We start from the raw sequence: 16,282 nt of genomic DNA, 5'->3' as shown, positions 1-16,282 counted from the left end.
CGATAATCCTGCCCCGCTCGTGCGGTGAAAGACCGGGAAGCAAGAACTTCCGCTTGCCAGTAAATTGAACATGATTATTTATGATCATGATCACTAGTGATCATGGTCACATTTTGATTTTGGGTCCAAATCTGAGCAGGTCGGTGCCGTTCGAATGCCATCCCTCGCTGGGAGAGGCGCTTCCTTATTTGGAAACGCCTGCCAAGCAATTGATATCATTGCAGGCGAATTCGGCCATTTTTTCCAGATGTTCATTGGAATCATTGAATATTCAAACTGATCTTGATTCCGCGATTCTGGCGTTCGCTCAGGGCAGACGTTGCTGCAGAACTCCCAGACCTACCGCTCCACTTCGGCTGTTCGTTTGGAAACTAGGCATTTGGAAAGGCGCCGCGTTGCCGGTGGCCAGGACCTAGCGTGCGTTCAGGCTACATGCCAAATTCTGTCTAGATCCTCACCCAGATCGGCTCGCTTCATCTGGTGCCCGCCGGTTACACATCGGCTTGCGCAGGGTCCGAGCCAATCTCGCAAGGCGGCGTCCTTCGTAAGCATTTTGCCGATAGCGGAGAACACAGCAGTGCCGATTGCTTGTTGCTGGCTGCGCAGATGGTCCTCAAGCAGCTTGTGTCGGGTAACGTAGCCGGCATTCACGCCTGGGATTGATTGGTTCATTAGCAGCTTTGCATCGAATTCTGAAACTCCAGCAGCTGTGGCAATGGTCCGGAATGTTTGGCGAAGATCGTTACCCCACTTCGAAAGGGTATCGCGATCCTCTTTTGTTTCGGCAAGATGGCCCGACTCACTGTCGCCGGGAAAGATCCATTTCCGCGACTGCAGCGGATACATCTGCCTACCGAAGCGTATCGCCCGAATGAGACACAGCATCATTTCTCGGGAGAGTGGGACGTCGAACGCTCGCTTCCTGCCGCCCTTTGGCTTTTCGATGTGTAGAGTTCGGCGGCGAGAGTCGACGTGACTCGGCTTCACCTGCTGTAGTCCGAGATCCACAAAGCAGCGTGAGCAGATGGAATTCGCGACGGACCGGATTTTCGAGGGCAGCCAACTCCCGGAACCATTCGGTCAAGTCGCTCGCGCCCATGCCGGTATCTCGGCGCTTCTCTTCATTCCAATCGACGGCGTCTGCTGGGTTGTCGCGTGGCAGAAATCTGTTGGTCTTGCGAGCATGATTGTAGATTGCGCGCAGCGTTCGCATGCAGCCATTTGCGATATACGGACCGTTCTCTTTCGTAATGTCGTCGTGCTTTCTGGCAACGCGAGCAGGATCCATCGCGAGTTCGCTTAGCGAAGTATCGAGCCATTCCGCAAAGAGGCCTTCTACCTGATCGCGATAACCGCTTATGGTCTTTTCACTGCGACCCTTTCGGATCAAGTGCGCTTCCCGATATCGCTGCCATGCTTGTCTGAGGGTGACAGTCGAAACCTCGATTTTCGCCTCGTTCCCAGCCTGGCCGGCGCCAGTCTCTCCATCTTGCTTCGCCGTCTTCGGATGCTGTCCTCTGCTGATCTGAGCCAGATATTCCTTCGCAATCGCGCGGGCTGCTCGGGTGGTCAACTCGCGCGTGTCGCCGATAGATACTCTGATCGAAGACGCCCGCTTTCCTCCCTGCCGGAGATCGCCACGGTCGGTCTGGCGCTTCCCGGTAAACAACGCCAGATGAAAGCGGCTTGCCGGGAATGTTGGGTATCGTCTGCTGAAAGTGCGGCGTAACCGTTTCGCCGATACCACGGGCGGCGGCAGGTGTCGCCATGGCGATGGCAATGGCAGCATAGGCTGCACTTAGGATGTCGCATTTTCATGGTCGTGTTCTCCTTCGGTTGCATGGAGGTGCTGATGCTGTTTTCCGAAAGTGGCCTGCTCACCTGCCAACCACAGTCTTGATTGAGTCGACGAATACCCAGAACGAGGCGGCGAACAGGCCGACATCCTTCAAAAGAAACTGACCCGGCGCGACGGTGATCGCGGGCGGTCCGAGCTCCGGCACGACGACCCCCGGCGTCGAGAGCATGAAGCTAAGTGTCGCAACGAAGAGTCCGGCGGAGAGCAGACCACCGGCAGCGGAGAAGATCGGACTCGCCAATCTGAGGGCGATCAGCAGCCCGATGCTGAGTTCGAGGAGCCCAAGGAAGGTGGAGAAGCCGCGGACCGAGAACAAACTATAGAACCAGCTCAGTAACGGGCTGTTCTCAACCAGCGGCACCAGCCCCTGGGCCTCGTAATCAGTGAACTTCATCCCGCCGAACCAGGCGTAGATGATCCCGAGCGATGCATAGAGGCCGAACCGGCTGAGTGGTTCGGCGTAGACAAGCACATGGCGCGCGTGATCGCGCCAACCGGCAATGGCGAGCGGGGCAAGGCGCGGCGTTTCGGGATATTGAAGAGTGACATGGTTGGTCTCCAATTTGTTGAGCACGTGTTACGCCGCAGCCGCGATTCGGTATCGCGCCGGAACTGAGCTGAGGGAGAGGTTTGGTATGAGCTTCTGCCGCGCCGCTTCGTAGTTGGCCCAGTCCGCTGCATCTGGAAGCGAGGGAATGCTGACGACTTCACCCTGATCGAAGCCGGCGAGCGCCGCGTCGACGAGGTCATCCGACGTCATGACGATGTTGGATGGCAGATTGTCGACGGCGCCGCCGGCTGCACCCCAGAAGTTGGTCGCTGTCGCGCCGGGCAGGACGGTCTGGATACGCACGTTCTTGTCAGTCAGTTCCTTCTGAAGCGACTGGCCCAGGGCGAGGACGAACGCTTTCGTTCCGCCATAGACGCCGTTCAGGACTTCCGGTGCGATGGCGACCACTGAGGCAATGTTGATGATCGCGCCGCCTCCACGCGCAACGAGCGCGGGAGCCGCGGCATAGGTAAGCCGCATCAGTGCGGTCACGTTGAGATCGACCATCTCCTCCATGGCATCGACGTCGGACTGCAACAGCGGCTCGAGTCCGCCGACACCTGCGTTGTTAACCAGCATGGTGATGGCGGGGTCCGTGGCGACGATCGCCTCGATCCGCTTCAGGTCCGCCTTGTTTTTCAGGTCCGCGGCAACAGTCTTGACCATACGGCCCGTGGCGCCGGCGATGCGCGTCGCCAGCTGGTCCAGCCGAACCTCGTTGCGTGCGACGAGAATCAGATCGTAGCCCCGGCGAGCCAGCCGGTCGGCATAAACTGCACCGATCCCGGCGGAGGCGCCTGTAATGACCGCGACACCTTTGAGAGAGATGGACATTGCACTTCTCCTTGTTGGCGCCACTGGCGCGTTGGGGTTTGATACTTCTGGGTTAATCTACCGAAATGCGGCGCGAACTTCGTCGATGGTCTGCTTGGGATTCTGGAGGTGAGGGTAGTGCCCGATACCGGGAAGGAGCGTCAGCCCGGCGCCAATTCTGTCGGCGAGCTCGATCCCCATCTCCTTCTTGATGTAGAGGTCGTTCTCGCCCCACACGACCTTCACCGGGATCGCGAGTTGCTCCAGACGCGATTCGAAGTGATTCTGGTCCCGCGTAAAGTGCGCATAGTAGTACGAGAAGGCATCCGCTGTCGTTATTGCGCCGTGGCCCCAGGCACGTGACATGTCGTCCTTGAATTCGCGCGGCACATCGAATTGCGCTTCCTTGGGCAGGCCTCTTCTGAACGCGTTTTCGAGGATGTCGTCGCGGTTCTTGTTCAGCTGGTCCCGAGCCTTATCCATTGAAGGGCCAGCCTTCAGGCTCTGCAGGCTCGCATACATGTAGTGGGACCTGTCGAAGGGGGCGAAATCGCCGACGATGATCGACGTCGCGATGCCGGGCTTCTCCTGAGCCAGGAGAAGAGCCGGCAGAGCTCCGACGTCAGTCGCGTAGATCGTAAGCTTGGATGTGTTGATGCCCGCCTTGCGTATGTAGTCGTTCAAGACGCGCGCGTAGTCCTTGGGGGCGTACGAAAACCTGTCGACCTTCGGCCTCGAGGAAAACCCGAAGCCGGGCCAGTCGAAAGCGTGGACTTCGTAGTCGTCGGCGAGGGTAAGAGAGATACTTTTCCAGGCGTACAGCGTTTCCGGAAATCCATGCAGGAAGAGGACGGTCCCCTTCGGGTTCGCGTTGTGGACCACCATTCTCCGGAGCGTGATGTCCTCGTCGATCTCGATGAAGCCGACGTCGACCTTCTGTTCCTGTTCGGAAAGAGTTTGGGCGCGTGCCGGCGCACCCAAAGAGCCGGATATGGGAGCGCCGAGTGCCGTAGCCGCCGCGACCGCCATCGCTACGCCGCGGTGACATCGGTCGATTCTCTCCGAGATATTGATCATGTCGGTCTCCCAAATGCGAAGGTCGCGTGTGTCGCAGTCGTCATGCCGCTTGCCTGGCCTTCCTGAGCTGTTCACTCGCTCAGCATCAGAAGCGGCTTGCCCTTCTCGACGATGTACGTGGCAAGCTCGGCGGCCTTGACGGAGCCGATGTTCTTCACCGCATGCGTCGTTCCGTGCGGAATGAAGAGCACCTCGCCGGCCTTGACGGTCAGCGGCGGCCTGCCGTCGAGCTGATACTCCAAGGCGCCTTCGGTGACGTAGACGAGTTCTTCGCCGGGATGCGAGTGCCGGACCGCGCTCACGCCCGGGCCGAACTCAACGAGCACCTGGATGACCTCGCGTCCAGCAGCACCGAGATCGTTGCGGAGCAGGTTGGTGCGCTTGATGTCGCCCAGATTGACTTCGTGGGCCTGAGCCACAGGCAAGGTCAAGCCGGCGGCGACGAACAGTGCCGCAACTGCGGCGATGGTGCGGAGTGTCTTCATGGATATTGTCCTTCAGGGTTGATGGGTTGCAGGGCGTTGAGATCTGGCTCAGGTCAGAGATTGCGGAGAGGCCGAAACGCCGCGGCGACTTCCCGGGAGAAAAGTTCGGGTTGTTCCCACGCAGCGAAGTGTCCACCCTTCTCGACCTCGTTGAAGTAGATGAGGTTGCGGTAGGCGCGCCGCGCCCAGCTCTCCGGAGCGCGATAGACCTCGTCGGGGAAGACGGAGATCGCGACGGGAAGCGAGATTTCGGCTGTCCTCTGCGCGGAGGAGAGAATGACGCTCTGACCCGCCGTCTCCCAGTAGATGCGCGCGGATGAAACAGCCGTGTTCGTCAGCCAGTAAAGCGTGACGTCATCCAGCATCTCGTCGCGCGTGAGCAGGCGAAGCGGTTCGGCGTTGTTGTAGTCGAACATCCAGGCCGCCAGCCCGGCGGGAGAGTCGGTCAGCGCGTAGCCGATGGTCTGCGGCCGCGTTCCCATCATTGCGGCATAGGCCCGATATCTCTTGTAGAAGATTGAGAGTGCGTCGAACGCGGCTCGTTCCTTCGACGAGAGATCCTGCGGAGCAGCAGCGCCGGTGGCAAGCAGCGCCGCGATCTCGGACGGCACGGCCGCCGGCAGATTGATGTGGATGCCGAGCAACCCTGCAGGAGCCTGTCGCGCCATTGCGCTTGAGATCGGCGCGCCCCAGTCGCCGCCCTGGGCGACATAGCGGCCGTAGCCGAGGCGATTCATAAGTTCGGCCCAGGCTCGTGCGATGCGCTCCGGCCCCCATCCGAGACTTCTCGGCTTGCCGGAAAAGCCGAAGCCGGGGATCGACGGTAGGATAAGATGGAATGCGTCCTCTGCACGTCCACCATGGCTCGTTGGGTTGGTCAGAGGACCAACAGTCTTGAGCAGCTCGAACACTGAGCCCGGCCAGCCGTGCGTCATGATCAACGGCAGCGCGTTCGCATGACGTGAGCGGATATGGATGAAGTGAATGTCGACGCCGTCGATTGTCGTTGTGAACTGCGGCAGGGCGCTGAGCCTGGCTTCGGCTTTGCGCCAGTCGTATTCAGTGGCCCAGGAGCGCATAAGTTCGCTGAACGCGGCGAGCTGAAGGCCCTGCGATCCGTCATCAACCGTCTCCCGGTCGGGCAGGCGTGTCGCAGCGACGCGCCGCCGAAGATCGCTCAGTGCCTCATCAGGGAAGTTGACACGAAACGGGCGAATTACATTGTTCGGTTCAGCCAGAGCGTGGTGAAGAGGAAACAGGCCAGCGGTGCCGGCAATCGCAATACCCATCGCAGCGCCGCCGAGCAGGGCGCGCCGATCCTGGTCGATAACTTCGTAAACGTGCGGCCTGTCCATCTTGCTCTCCCTTGCCTGACCGGGCGTTGACCATCTGGTTCGCGCACCGCCCGTGGCTTGAATGTCGCCGGAGAGCCGGAAAATAGCTTGTTAGGTGTTGTTAGACGCTGTTACCAATTGTTTACGTTGAAGAAATTCGCTACGCGGCAACCACATGCCTGCCGATGTCAAGATCCATGCCTGCCGATGTCAAGATCCATGACTGGGGTCCGGCAGCGATTGGTCGTGGTGAGTGTGACAATTTGGCCGGATCAGCGGTACTGGAAGTGCCGCTCCCTCCGTTGCACTCACTTGCACCTCACAACGTGCAGCTTCTTCTTGAGCTGCAAAACCTCCGATAACGATGTTGTCCGCACACAGATCGCCGGGCTTTCGGTGGTTTTCCCCGAAAGAAAAGGGAAGCTTGATGGGGGCAGACGCGGTACAGTGAATTCCGCAAACCAGCAATCGACAAGGGTGAGCGCAAGTGACCGGGCTTGACACAACGAGCGGTTCTCGCGCCAATCTCGTGAGGGCTCCGCACGACGCAGGCATCGCCTCCTTCGGACCGTTCTCCCTTCACGACAAGACGCGGCTGCTTGAGAAGGACGGGGTGCCCGTCAAGCTGGGCAGCCGCGCGCTGGATATCCTGCTGCTGTTGGTCAGCCGGGCTGGCGATATCGTGTCGAAGAATGAGCTGCTGGCCCACGCGTGGCCGGGCCTTGCCGTCGAAGAGATTAGTTTGCGAGTGCATATCGCCGAGCTTCGCAAGGCGCTCGGTGACGGCAAGGAGGGGGCGCGCTACATCACCAATGTACCGAGCCGCGGCTATTGCTTCGTCGCACCGGTGCAGCGCATCGCAGACGCATTTCCGGTGGTTTCACCTTCTGAGCAGGCGCCGAGCGCCCCTGAGGCGTCTGTGCCAGTCCTGCCTCCCCGCCTGGAGCGGATGATTGGGAGGGATGACGTTGTGCGGGAAGTGGCGCAGCGTTTGCTAGCCGAACGCTTCATCACGCTCAGGGGCCCTGGTGGCATCGGCAAGACCACCGTTGCGATCGCGCTGGCCCACGAACTCTCGGCCCGATTCGAAGGTCAGGTTCGCTTTCTCGATTTCAGCATGGTGAAGGATGCGGCGCTTGTCGCCGGCACGGTGGCCTGGGCCCTTGGGCTCGTGGTGCACCATTCTGATCCAACGGAAAACATAGTCGGTCACCTGCGCAACCGGCGCCTGCTGCTGGTACTCGACAGTTGCGAGCATGTCGTCGAGGCGATTGCGGCACTGGCGGAGCGCATCCACCAGCAGGCGCCTGGCGTCAGCATTCTCGTCACCAGCCGCGAGTCGCTGCTTGTCGAAGGCGAGCAGATCTTCGAGCTCGCCCCACTCGAGGGGCCGCCGCAGGGGGCGAGGCTGAGCGCACGCGAGATGCTGGCCTATCCGGCTGCGCGCCTGTTCACGGAGCGGGCGGCTGCGGCAGGCCATCGCGAGGAAATCGCCGACGAAGACGCCGAGATTGTCGCCGAAATCTGCAGCAAGCTCGATGGCATTGCGCTGGCGATCGAACTCGCCGCCGTGCGGGTCGGCACGCATGGATTGCGCGAGATAGTGACGCTGCTCGACGGCCGGCTAAAGCTGGAGTGGCGCGGCCGGCGGACGGCGCCTCCGCGCCATCAAACCCTCGGTGCAACGCTGGACTGGAGCTATGGCTTGATCAGCGAGAGCGAGCGCATCGTTCTGCGTCGCCTTGCCATCTTCGCCGCTCCTTTCACTTTGCAGGGAGCGACTATGGTCGCAGGCGAGGAGGGCGAGCCGGTCGAGCATATAGTGGAGTCGCTGGAGCAACTCGTTGCCAAGTCGCTGATTTCGGTGCGGCCTGACGCCCCCGTCACGCGCTATCGGCTGCTTGACACCACCAGGGCCTATGCCACGCAAAAGCTCGCTGACAGCGGTGAAGCGACGAGCATCGCGCGCCGGCATGCCCGCTATATCCAGCACGCGCTCGAAACGACGGCGACGGATTCAGGCGCTGGCAACCAAGCCTCGAGTTCGCGAGCTCGGACGCTGCTGTTTTCCGATGCGCGTGCCGCGCTGCAATGGGCTTTCGCCAATGATGATGGCGCTGGACTGCGCGTTCCGCTCGCCGGCGCTTGCGCCAGGCTGTTCGTCGAGCTCAATCTGCTGGACGAAGGGCGCCTATGGTCGAGCCGCGCGCTCTCGATGCTTGATGATTCGACCCGCGGCAGTGCGTGGGAACTGGAGCTTCAGGCAACGCTCGGACACGCTTTCATGTTTACCGAGCGCAATAGCGATCAGGCTGAACTGGCGCTGCGCCGCGGCCTCGAAATTGCCGAGGCGCTGGGTGACCGCCCCAACAAGTTTCGTCTGCTGGCGCGTTTGAATATGTTCTATCGGCGCACTGGTGATTTCCGCGAACTGCTTCCCACTGCTTTTGAGGCGGAACGTGTTGCGCGTGAGATCGGCGACAAGGCCGGTCTTGTCGGAGCCAAAGCACTAGTCGGCGTTTCCTATCACCTGATAGGCGATCAGAGAACTGCGCAACTGCATCTCGACGAGGGCCTTTCGGATGCCGGTGCGCTCCGCGGGGCTCAACCCGGTCATTTCGCTTACGCGAGAATGCCACAGGTGCCGCTCGCGCGCGTGCTATGGCTGCTTGGGTTCCCCGATCGGGCGGTCGAATGCGTTCACTCTATCATTAAGGCGGCGCCACAGGACGCGGTGATGCATTGCATCGCTTTGTGCTGGTCTGCATCACTCTATGGTTGGATCGGGGATTGGTCTTCAGTTGAGCAGATGGCCGGACGTATTTCGACTCATGCCGCGAGCCACGCACTGGCGCCATATCAGGCCGTAGCCACCGGTTTTCGAGCGCAGACAATGATCGCGCGCGGTGAGCGCAAAGCAGGAATCGAATTGCTGCAAAACGTGCTGGCACGTTTGCATGCGGATCGTTACGAACTGTATGCATCTGCCTTCATCTCCGAGCTTTCACAGGGATTGGCAGAGTTGGGTCAATTGGCGGAGGGGCTGCGCATCCTGCATGAGGCAATCGCCCGCATCGAGCCGGCCGGAGCGGCTTTCGACGCGCCGGAGCTTCTGCGCCTGCGCGGTGAACTCGAGGCGCGCGGCGGTGACACGAACGCGGCAGAGGCAAGCTTTGTGGCCTCGATCGCACTGGCAGAGAAGCAGGGCGCGCTGTCGTGGCGGCTGCGAACGGAAACATCGCTGGCCCGCCTTCGACGCAAGCAACGCAGGGCGAAGCCGCTGCACGGACTGGCCGAGACCTATGCCCGCTTCACGGAAGGCTTCGAAACGGCCGACCTGAAGGCTGCACGCGAACTGCTGGACGAGGCTTCAAAGTAGTCGCTGCGTCAGCCGAAGCGGAAGTCGGAGAGGTCGATCGACACCATCAGCGTATCGAGCATCGGCTTCAGGTCATCCGCGCGCAGATAAGCCCGGCGTCGGGTCGGAATCCAGATGCCGTCCACGTTCACGTGGTCGGATACGTACTGCGCCGCCGGGAAGCTGCCGGCGATATCGACGCGGTAGTCGTGCCGGCGGATGAGCATGTCCTCGCCGAAATAGAAGTCCTGCTCGGAGCTATGGCTCGCGATCTCCGCGGGAAAGGTGGCCCTCAAGCCGCGCCAAGTTTCCGCTTCGTCGCGCCAGGGCTCGATTTCCTCGACCTTGAAACCGTCCATGGCGAGCAGGAACGGTGTGGTGAGGTAAGTCCAGAGCGCGTATCCGTTGAAGTAGGCGCGATGCAGCGGGTCCCAACTCGTTCGCAGATCGTGCCGCGCAAACGAAGCGCGGGGATCGGATCGTTCGGCGACGATGCTGCCATCCTCGGCAAGGATGGCGATGCGGTTGGATGTGAAGGCGGTATGCCTGCCTTTTCCAAACGGCGCGACCGATGCCCATTGCCGATGCAGCTCGACCTGCATGGTCCGCGCGACCGGATCCTGCGGGACGCCCTTGAGGGCCCAAAGGTCGCCGCCGCTGACGATGGTCGCGGTGAGCGTGTGGTGAGATTTCCAGCGGTTCAGGCCTCCGTGGGCCTCGATCGCGTCTTTCAATAACGGAAGCATTCTTCGTCTCCCAGCTCAAATATTTGCTTCTGCGCCAGCATCAGCATTGCCGATCAGCTTCGATCGTCGTGACCTGTGTTGCCGCTGCTGTCGAACGGCTTGACGCATGACCGCGTGGCGGCCCGTCAATTTGAACCGTGCGGGCGGCGAACAGCGCCGCACCGTATCCGAATTGGAGCTGGCCTTGCCGAGAACATCTCGCAGCACCCCGAGTAACGGCGTGCCGCCATCGGCATCGGCGCTGCGTGCAGTTTCGCCAACTTGGATGGTGAAGGTCATGAGGCGATCTCCTGAGAATTGCCAGATGAAGCGCACATCGCGCGCTTACATCTTCGACTGTGGCGTAGGCTTTAGCTGCCGAGCTGACCGACGTAGTGTCCTAGGCGATTCTCGACATCGCCCGGCCGATGAAAGCCGCGTGCCATCAGCGTTTTGATCCTGGCCTGAGCGGCAGGACGTCCGAGCGAGGCAACAAAAGCGTCCCACTCCGGCGCAATGTCCGAATCCGCAGGCAAGCTTGCCGCATCGACCAAGCGTTTGGTGTCAACGATGGCCTGCTTGTCAAAAGACGCGATCCGCATGGCTAGCGCATCGACGAAGGTGTCGAGCTCCGCATCCGCAAGCGATCGATTGACGTATCCATACCGCTCGGCGAGCTCGCCGCAAATATCGTCGGCGCTGAGAAGAATCTCCAGCGCGCGTCCGCGCCCGACCAGGCGAGGCAACCGCGCCATCGGCCCACCACCGGGTACGAGGCCGGCACCAACTTCCCATTGCGAAAGAATGGCCCTTTCGCGGCTCGCGAAGCGCATGTCGCTCGCTAACGCGAGTTCGCTGCCGACGCCCGTCGCCCGCCCGCGGATCGAGGCGATCGAGACGACCGGCGCGCGACTGAGCCGTACCAGCATATCGGGAAGAGCTTGCAGCCCGGTCGGTCCGGGCGGGATACTCGTCGAGTCCTCAAGGGGCGCGAGGAAGTCGTAGTGCGTCAGGAAAAAGCCTTCGACAGCGCTGTCGAATACAACGACCTTCACCTTCTCATCGGTTTCTAAGGCCGCAATGATTTCATCAAGCTGTGGGATGCTTTCCGGACCGAAAATATTCAGCGGCGGATGGTTGAACGTGACTCGCCAATAAGAGGGCAGGCGTGGCTCGAGCCGGACACGTGGCGCGGCAGATGTCTTCTCTAGGTGGGTCATAATGCACTCCTTGGTTGCTCACCGACCTTCCCCCATGAACTCTCAGAACGCTCGTTAGGCGTTGTTAAACGGTGTTGGACGTTGCGGTAGACGACAAAACCTTCGTCCATTCATGCGCTTAGGCTGGGCCCTGGCTTTAGAACCCGCACGGACCGCGATACCGATCCCCGGGGCAATCAATTCCTCCCGGCTCTGACCGGCCGAATCGCGCTGACAACGTCTAACAACGCTTAACGAGCCAACGTGCCGTACCCGGTGCATACCGCTTTCACACGAGGCCGATGTCTTTCGAAAGACGACGCCTCAACGGGAGCAAAGACCATGCACAAGGACGTCAACCAGACTCGCCGCGCGTTCATCGGTGCCGCTGCTGCGCTCGCAACCGGCATTGGCTTAACCGGCCCCGCAGCCGCGCACCTGAGCCAGGTCGCCGAAGCTGCAGATGCAACGAGTGCGTCCCTTGGGCATCTGAAGCAGATCAACGCCGGCATTCTGAACGTAGGATATACCGACAACGGCCCAGAAGGCGGGCCAGCGGTCCTGCTGCTGCACGGCTGGCCCTACGACATCGACAGCTTTGCCGAGGTCGTGCCGCTCCTGACCGCCCAGGGCTATCGCGTAATCGTGCCGTATCTGCGCGGCTATGGGACGACCCGCTTTCTTTCCGCTGCAAGCGCCCGCAACGCCCAGCCTTCGGCGCTTGCAGCGGATATGATCGCGCTGATGGATGCGCTGAAGATCGAGAAGGCAGTCGTGGCCGGCTTCGACTGGGGCGCGCGCACCGCCAATATCATGGCAGCGCTCTGGCCAGAGCGCGTCAGCGCAATGGTCTCCGTCAGCGGCTACCTGATCGGCAACCAGCAGGCCGGCAAAGTGCCGCTGTCGCCGAAGGCCGAGCTTGAGTGGTGGTACCAATTCTATTTCGCCACGGAGCGCGGCCGCATCGGCTACGACAAGCACCGCCGCGAGTTCGCGAAGCTGATCTGGAAGCTTGCATCGCCGAAATGGGAGTTCGACGATGCGACCTTCGAGCGCAGCGCGAAGGCCTTCGACAATGCCGATCACGTCGCGATCGTGATCCACAATTATCGCTGGCGGCTTGGATTGGTCGACGGCGAAGAGGCCTATGACGAACTCGAGGCGCAGCTCGCGCTGGCGCCGACCATAGGTGTGCCGACCATCACCATGGAAGGCGACGCCAACGGCGCGCCGCATCCCCAACCCGCCGTCTACGCCAAGAAGTTCACCGGCATGTACGAGCACAGGCACATCACCGGCGGCATCGGACACAATCTTCCCCAGGAAGCGCCGAACGCTTTCGCACAGGCCATTCTCGACGTCGCCGCGCAGGTGTGATCGCGGCGTCCGTATTCACCACGCACACCAGGAGAGAACCATGACACTAGCAGTTAGTCCCGCCAAGGTCCGTTCGACGGACATGAAGTTCGAGCTAGCCGTTATCCCGGTCTCGGACATAGCGCGCGCCAAGGAATTCTACGCGAACCTTGGCTGGCGTTTTGACGCCGAGTTCACCAACGGTAGCGACTTCCACATTGTCCAGTTCACGCCCCCGGGCTCCGGCGCCTCGGTGATCTTCGGCAAGAATGTCACGCCGGCCAAGCCGGGCTCTGCCCAGGGCCTGTACCTGATCGTGTCCGACATCGAGGCTGCCCGGAAGGAGCTGCTTGCGCGCGGTGTCAAGGTCAGCGAGGTCTTTCACGGCGGCGATGGCGTCCACACCGGCACCGATGAGCCTTATCTGTTCGGAAGCGTCCGGATCAGTGGCCCGGATCCGCAGCGCCGCACCTATCAATCGTTCGCGTCATTCAGCGATCCAGACGGCAATGGCTGGGTGCTGCAGGAAGTCACCAGCCGTCTGCCGGGCCGGGTCGAAGGTGATACGACCTTCGCATCGGTATCTGACCTCGCAGCGACGCTTCGCCGCGCGGCGACCGCTCACGGCGAGCATGAGAAGCTCACCGGCGAGCACGACGTGAATTGGCCGGATTGGTACGCGGAATACATCGTCAACGAGCAGGCGGGCAAGCCGCTGCCGGAGTAACCATCATCAGCTGCGGCCCGCCGCTCGCCGGCGGACCGCAGCTTCAGAAGCCAGCTGCGGAGTAATGCCCATGAGCAATCGAATCCTCGTCTTCTACGGCTCCTATCGTTCCGACCGGATGGGTATCCGGCTTGCAGAGTACGTTGTCGACCAGCTGCGCCGCCGAGGTGACGAGGCCGAGCTGATCGACGCCAAGGCGATCAACCTCCCGATTCTCGACCGCATGTACAAGGAATACCCGAAGGACGAGGCGCCCGCGGCGCTCGAGCAACTCGCACGGAAGATCAAGGCGGCGGACGGGTTCATCTTCGTCACCGGCGAATACAACTGGGGCGTTCAACCCGGATTGAAGAACCTCACCGACCACTTCCTGGAGGAGTGGTTCTGGCGGCCTGCTGCGATCGTCAGCTATTCGGCCGGGCGTCTGGCTGGAGCGCGCGCCGCCACCGCCTGGCACGGCACATTGTCCGAAATGGGCATGGTGGTGATCTCGAGCACGGTCGCCGTCGGGCCGATCGGTCAGACCCTCTCGGCCGACGGCCAGCCGACCGGTGAGGGCGGCAACGCGCTCGAACAGTCCTTTCCCCGCTTTGCAGACGATCTGATGTGGTGGGTGGAGGCCGGCAAGGCACAGCGGCAGCGCAAGGCGCCACCGTACTGAATGCGACGTAGGGAGATGATCGCGCCACGGCTATCAAAACGACTCGTCTGACCGGAACTAGTCCGAACACCCGAACACGCCGTCGAGGTACAGTACCGCATCGTCAATGTCGGATATGTCTCCAGCGGCGGGCGGTATTGCACATATTTGATATATCATGTATCAGAGTTCGCAGGTATCTGCTTGAGATCTGCGAGACGCATGACGAAGCTCATCTTCGGGGTGGTGGCGGACGATCTGACGGGCGGCATGGAAACGGCCGCCATGCTGGTCGCTGCCGGAATCGAATGCGGATTTGTCACCGACCCCGATCTCGTCGGCAGCTGCGGCGATGTGCCGGCTATCGTGGTCGCGCAGAAGACGCGGGTGATCCCCGCGAACAAAGCCGTCGGTATGACCGCGAAGGCGGCACGGGCGCTGCTCGCGCGGGACGTCAGGCAAATCTTCTTCAAATATTGTGCGACGTTCGATTCCACCGACCAGGGAAATATCGGGCCGGTCTCCGACCTGCTGATGCAGCTGACCAGCGCCGAATACACCGCCTTTTGCCCGGCTTCTCCCGCCCTTCGAAGGACCGTCTATAACGGTCATCTGTTTCTCGGGATCGAGCTGATCTCGGACTCGCCGAAACGCAATGACCCGCTGACACCCATGACCGATCCCGATCTCGTGCGGGTTCTGCAGCGCCAGACGCGGGCCAAGGTTGGCCTTCTGGCGCATTCGCAGGTCGACGCCGGCGCGGACTCGGCCGGACGCGTGATCGCGGAAGCGGCGGCTCGGGGTATCCGCTACTTCATTGCAGATGCGATCTACGATCGGGATCTCAATACGCTTGCCACGCTGACTTGCGATTGGAAGCTGATGACGGGCAACGCGACGATCGTGCAGCACTACCCGGACATCTGGAAGGCGCGCGGGCTCGTCGCCGCCGACAGGAGGCCGCCCAGTCTGCGCGCGGTTGGCGGCGGCGGCGTGGTCCTCGCCGGGAGTTGCGCTGAGCGGACGTTGGAGCAACTTGCTGAATTCGAGAAGAGCCATCCCTTGCTTCGCATCAATCTTCTGAACGCTGAAGATGTGGCGGCGACGGTTGGCGATGCGCTCGACTGGGCGCGGCCGCGGCTGGGCCGCGGTCCCGTTGGCTTCGCCACCTCGGGCGCTCCGGAGGCCGTTAAAATGGCTCAGCAGCGGTACGGCCGAGAAGGCGCGGCGGAACTCGCCGAAACCATTCTTGGTCGGCTTGCTGTCTCTCTTCGCGGTGTCGGCGTGCGGCGCTTCGTCGTGGCCGGTGGCGAAACGTCTGGTTCGATCGTCGAACAGCTCGGCATTCGGCGTTTGCGGGTCGGTCCCTATGGCGGGCCCGGCATCGGCACTGCGGTGACCGAAGACGAGGATCCGGTGGCCCTCTGCCTGAAGTCCGGCAAGCTGGGCCCTGTCGACCTGTTCGCGACGACGCTCGAAGCGATGTTGAATCCGGAGGCGGTGAATTGAACGAACGCGAACTTAGGCAATCCGTGCTGGAGACTGTAGCGCGCCTGGAAGCCAAGGGCTTCAATCACGGCAGCAGCGGAAATGTCAGCGCTCGCATCGGAGAAGACATTCTCATTACACCGACGGGCGGCAATAGCGGCAATACGACGATCGACGGTCTCGTCCGTTTGAAGCGCGATGGAACGGTGGTTGGAGACGGCTTGCCCTCGAGTGAATGGCACATGCATCTGGCGATCCTCAACGCCTATCCGCATGTCAACGCGGTCGTGCACAGCCATGCCGACTGCTGCGTCGCGCTGTCCTGCCTCGCAAGGCCGATTCCAGCATTCCACTACATGGTCGCCAGTTTTGGTGGAAATGATGTGCCTTGTGCACCCTACGCCACATTCGGCACCAGGGCTCTCGCCGAGGGCTCCGTCGCCGCGCTGAAACAGCGCAAGGCCTGTCTGCTCGCGAACCACGGGATGATTGCCGTGGGCAAAGGGCTGCAGGCGGCGTTCGACCTTACCGTGAAGCTCGAAACCCTTGCCCGCCAGTATCTGCTCGCCTGTCAGGCCGGCGAACCCGCGATCCTTGCCGATGACGAAATGGCGCGGGTGGTCGAGCGCTACGGCAGTTACGGCCGCGCCGATTTGCCGGCCTGAGAAGGAC

At 61.5% G+C, this 16,282-nt stretch carries 16 protein-coding genes; 6 read left to right on the top strand and 10 right to left on the bottom strand.

Annotated features, from left to right (window positions below; genetic code table 11):
* Nucleotides 1-423 precede the first annotated feature (423 nt).
* From ACVWYQ_RS12660 to ACVWYQ_RS12630, 7 genes are all read right to left on the bottom strand, one after another.
* A complete protein-coding gene (locus tag ACVWYQ_RS12660) occupies nt 424-846 on the bottom strand; it encodes a site-specific integrase (protein ID WP_404539122.1) in 423 nt (140 codons plus the stop codon).
* Between the two features lie 4 nt (nt 847-850).
* Nucleotides 851-1,798: a hypothetical protein gene (locus tag ACVWYQ_RS12655; protein WP_456725672.1), complete on the bottom strand. Its 948-nt coding sequence runs from the start codon at nt 1,796-1,798 to the stop codon at nt 851-853.
* A 79-nt stretch (nt 1,799-1,877) separates the two neighbouring features.
* Nucleotides 1,878-2,432 (bottom strand): YkgB family protein, encoded by a 555-nt coding sequence (locus ACVWYQ_RS12650; RefSeq protein ID WP_456725671.1) that lies wholly within the window; start codon nt 2,430-2,432, stop codon nt 1,878-1,880.
* Between the two features lie 3 nt (nt 2,433-2,435).
* Nucleotides 2,436-3,242: an SDR family NAD(P)-dependent oxidoreductase gene (locus tag ACVWYQ_RS12645; RefSeq protein WP_404539131.1), complete on the bottom strand. Its 807-nt coding sequence runs from the start codon at nt 3,240-3,242 to the stop codon at nt 2,436-2,438.
* Between the two features lie 57 nt (nt 3,243-3,299).
* A complete protein-coding gene (locus ACVWYQ_RS12640) occupies nt 3,300-4,298 on the bottom strand; it encodes an alpha/beta fold hydrolase (protein WP_404539133.1) in 999 nt (332 codons plus the stop codon).
* Nucleotides 4,299-4,369: 71 nt separating this feature from the next.
* Nucleotides 4,370-4,783 carry a cupin domain-containing protein gene (locus ACVWYQ_RS12635; protein WP_456725670.1) on the bottom strand — a complete coding sequence of 138 codons (414 nt, stop codon included), beginning with the start codon at nt 4,781-4,783 and terminating at the stop codon, nt 4,370-4,372.
* 53 nt (nt 4,784-4,836) lie between these two features.
* Nucleotides 4,837-6,138, bottom strand: coding sequence for an epoxide hydrolase family protein (locus ACVWYQ_RS12630; protein WP_404539136.1), 1,302 nt, complete (start codon nt 6,136-6,138; stop codon nt 4,837-4,839).
* 466 nt (nt 6,139-6,604) lie between these two features.
* On the opposite strand from ACVWYQ_RS12630, the gene ACVWYQ_RS12625 reads away from it, so the two are divergent.
* A complete protein-coding gene (locus tag ACVWYQ_RS12625; protein WP_404539139.1) occupies nt 6,605-9,496 on the top strand; it encodes an ATP-binding protein in 2,892 nt (963 codons plus the stop codon).
* 8 nt (nt 9,497-9,504) lie between these two features.
* Here the strand turns inward: ACVWYQ_RS12625 and ACVWYQ_RS12620 are convergent, their stop codons facing one another.
* The 3 genes from ACVWYQ_RS12620 to ACVWYQ_RS12610 all read right to left on the bottom strand — a co-directional run bounded on the left by ACVWYQ_RS12620 (nt 9,505) and on the right by ACVWYQ_RS12610 (nt 11,420).
* Nucleotides 9,505-10,221, bottom strand: coding sequence for a hypothetical protein (locus ACVWYQ_RS12620; RefSeq protein ID WP_456725669.1), 717 nt, complete (start codon nt 10,219-10,221; stop codon nt 9,505-9,507).
* Nucleotides 10,222-10,236: 15 nt separating this feature from the next.
* Nucleotides 10,237-10,500, bottom strand: coding sequence for a hypothetical protein (locus tag ACVWYQ_RS12615; protein WP_404539145.1), 264 nt, complete (start codon nt 10,498-10,500; stop codon nt 10,237-10,239).
* A 71-nt stretch (nt 10,501-10,571) separates the two neighbouring features.
* A complete protein-coding gene (locus tag ACVWYQ_RS12610) occupies nt 10,572-11,420 on the bottom strand; it encodes an enoyl-CoA hydratase/isomerase family protein (protein WP_404539148.1) in 849 nt (282 codons plus the stop codon).
* A gap of 321 nt (nt 11,421-11,741) precedes the next feature.
* On the opposite strand from ACVWYQ_RS12610, the gene ACVWYQ_RS12605 reads away from it, so the two are divergent.
* The 5 genes from ACVWYQ_RS12605 (at nt 11,742) to ACVWYQ_RS12585 (ending at nt 16,275) form a co-directional block, all read left to right on the top strand.
* Nucleotides 11,742-12,776, top strand: a complete 1,035-nt coding sequence (locus tag ACVWYQ_RS12605) for an alpha/beta fold hydrolase (protein ID WP_456725668.1) — start codon at nt 11,742-11,744, stop codon at nt 12,774-12,776.
* A gap of 40 nt (nt 12,777-12,816) precedes the next feature.
* Nucleotides 12,817-13,482: a VOC family protein gene (locus tag ACVWYQ_RS12600; protein WP_404539154.1), complete on the top strand. Its 666-nt coding sequence runs from the start codon at nt 12,817-12,819 to the stop codon at nt 13,480-13,482.
* Nucleotides 13,483-13,552: 70 nt separating this feature from the next.
* Nucleotides 13,553-14,143 (top strand): NADPH-dependent FMN reductase, encoded by a 591-nt coding sequence (locus ACVWYQ_RS12595; RefSeq protein WP_271544009.1) that lies wholly within the window; start codon nt 13,553-13,555, stop codon nt 14,141-14,143.
* A gap of 201 nt (nt 14,144-14,344) precedes the next feature.
* Nucleotides 14,345-15,631, top strand: a complete 1,287-nt coding sequence (gene otnK, locus ACVWYQ_RS12590; protein WP_271544011.1) for a 3-oxo-tetronate kinase — start codon at nt 14,345-14,347, stop codon at nt 15,629-15,631.
* Complete coding sequence (locus tag ACVWYQ_RS12585) at nt 15,628-16,275, top strand: class II aldolase/adducin family protein (protein ID WP_271544013.1); 648 nt, start codon at nt 15,628-15,630, stop codon at nt 16,273-16,275. Before otnK ends, ACVWYQ_RS12585 begins: the two co-directional genes overlap by 4 nt.
* The last annotated feature ends 7 nt before the right edge of the window (nt 16,276-16,282 follow it).

The organism is Bradyrhizobium sp. USDA 3397, assembly GCF_054060965.1.
This window is presented reverse-complemented; position numbering and strand designations above follow the sequence as displayed.

What these genes read in the sequence shown, in the direction of transcription:
- ACVWYQ_RS12645 (WP_404539131.1), bottom strand. Translation starts at nt 3,242, where the DNA reads ATGTCCATCTCTCTCAAAGGTGTCGCGGTCATTACAGGCGCCTCCGCC.
- ACVWYQ_RS12640 (WP_404539133.1), bottom strand. Translation starts at nt 4,298, where the DNA reads ATGATCAATATCTCGGAGAGAATCGACCGATGTCACCGCGGCGTAGCG.
- ACVWYQ_RS12605 (WP_456725668.1), top strand. Translation starts at nt 11,742, where the DNA reads ATGCACAAGGACGTCAACCAGACTCGCCGCGCGTTCATCGGTGCCGCT.
- ACVWYQ_RS12615 (WP_404539145.1), bottom strand. Translation starts at nt 10,500, where the DNA reads ATGACCTTCACCATCCAAGTTGGCGAAACTGCACGCAGCGCCGATGCC.
- ACVWYQ_RS12660 (WP_404539122.1), bottom strand. Translation starts at nt 846, where the DNA reads ATGTATCCGCTGCAGTCGCGGAAATGGATCTTTCCCGGCGACAGTGAG.
- ACVWYQ_RS12620 (WP_456725669.1), bottom strand. Translation starts at nt 10,221, where the DNA reads ATGCTTCCGTTATTGAAAGACGCGATCGAGGCCCACGGAGGCCTGAAC.
- ACVWYQ_RS12635 (WP_456725670.1), bottom strand. Translation starts at nt 4,783, where the DNA reads ATGAAGACACTCCGCACCATCGCCGCAGTTGCGGCACTGTTCGTCGCC.
- ACVWYQ_RS12610 (WP_404539148.1), bottom strand. Translation starts at nt 11,420, where the DNA reads ATGACCCACCTAGAGAAGACATCTGCCGCGCCACGTGTCCGGCTCGAG.
- otnK (WP_271544011.1), top strand. Translation starts at nt 14,345, where the DNA reads ATGACGAAGCTCATCTTCGGGGTGGTGGCGGACGATCTGACGGGCGGC.
- ACVWYQ_RS12630 (WP_404539136.1), bottom strand. Translation starts at nt 6,138, where the DNA reads ATGGACAGGCCGCACGTTTACGAAGTTATCGACCAGGATCGGCGCGCC.
- ACVWYQ_RS12600 (WP_404539154.1), top strand. Translation starts at nt 12,817, where the DNA reads ATGACACTAGCAGTTAGTCCCGCCAAGGTCCGTTCGACGGACATGAAG.
- ACVWYQ_RS12595 (WP_271544009.1), top strand. Translation starts at nt 13,553, where the DNA reads ATGAGCAATCGAATCCTCGTCTTCTACGGCTCCTATCGTTCCGACCGG.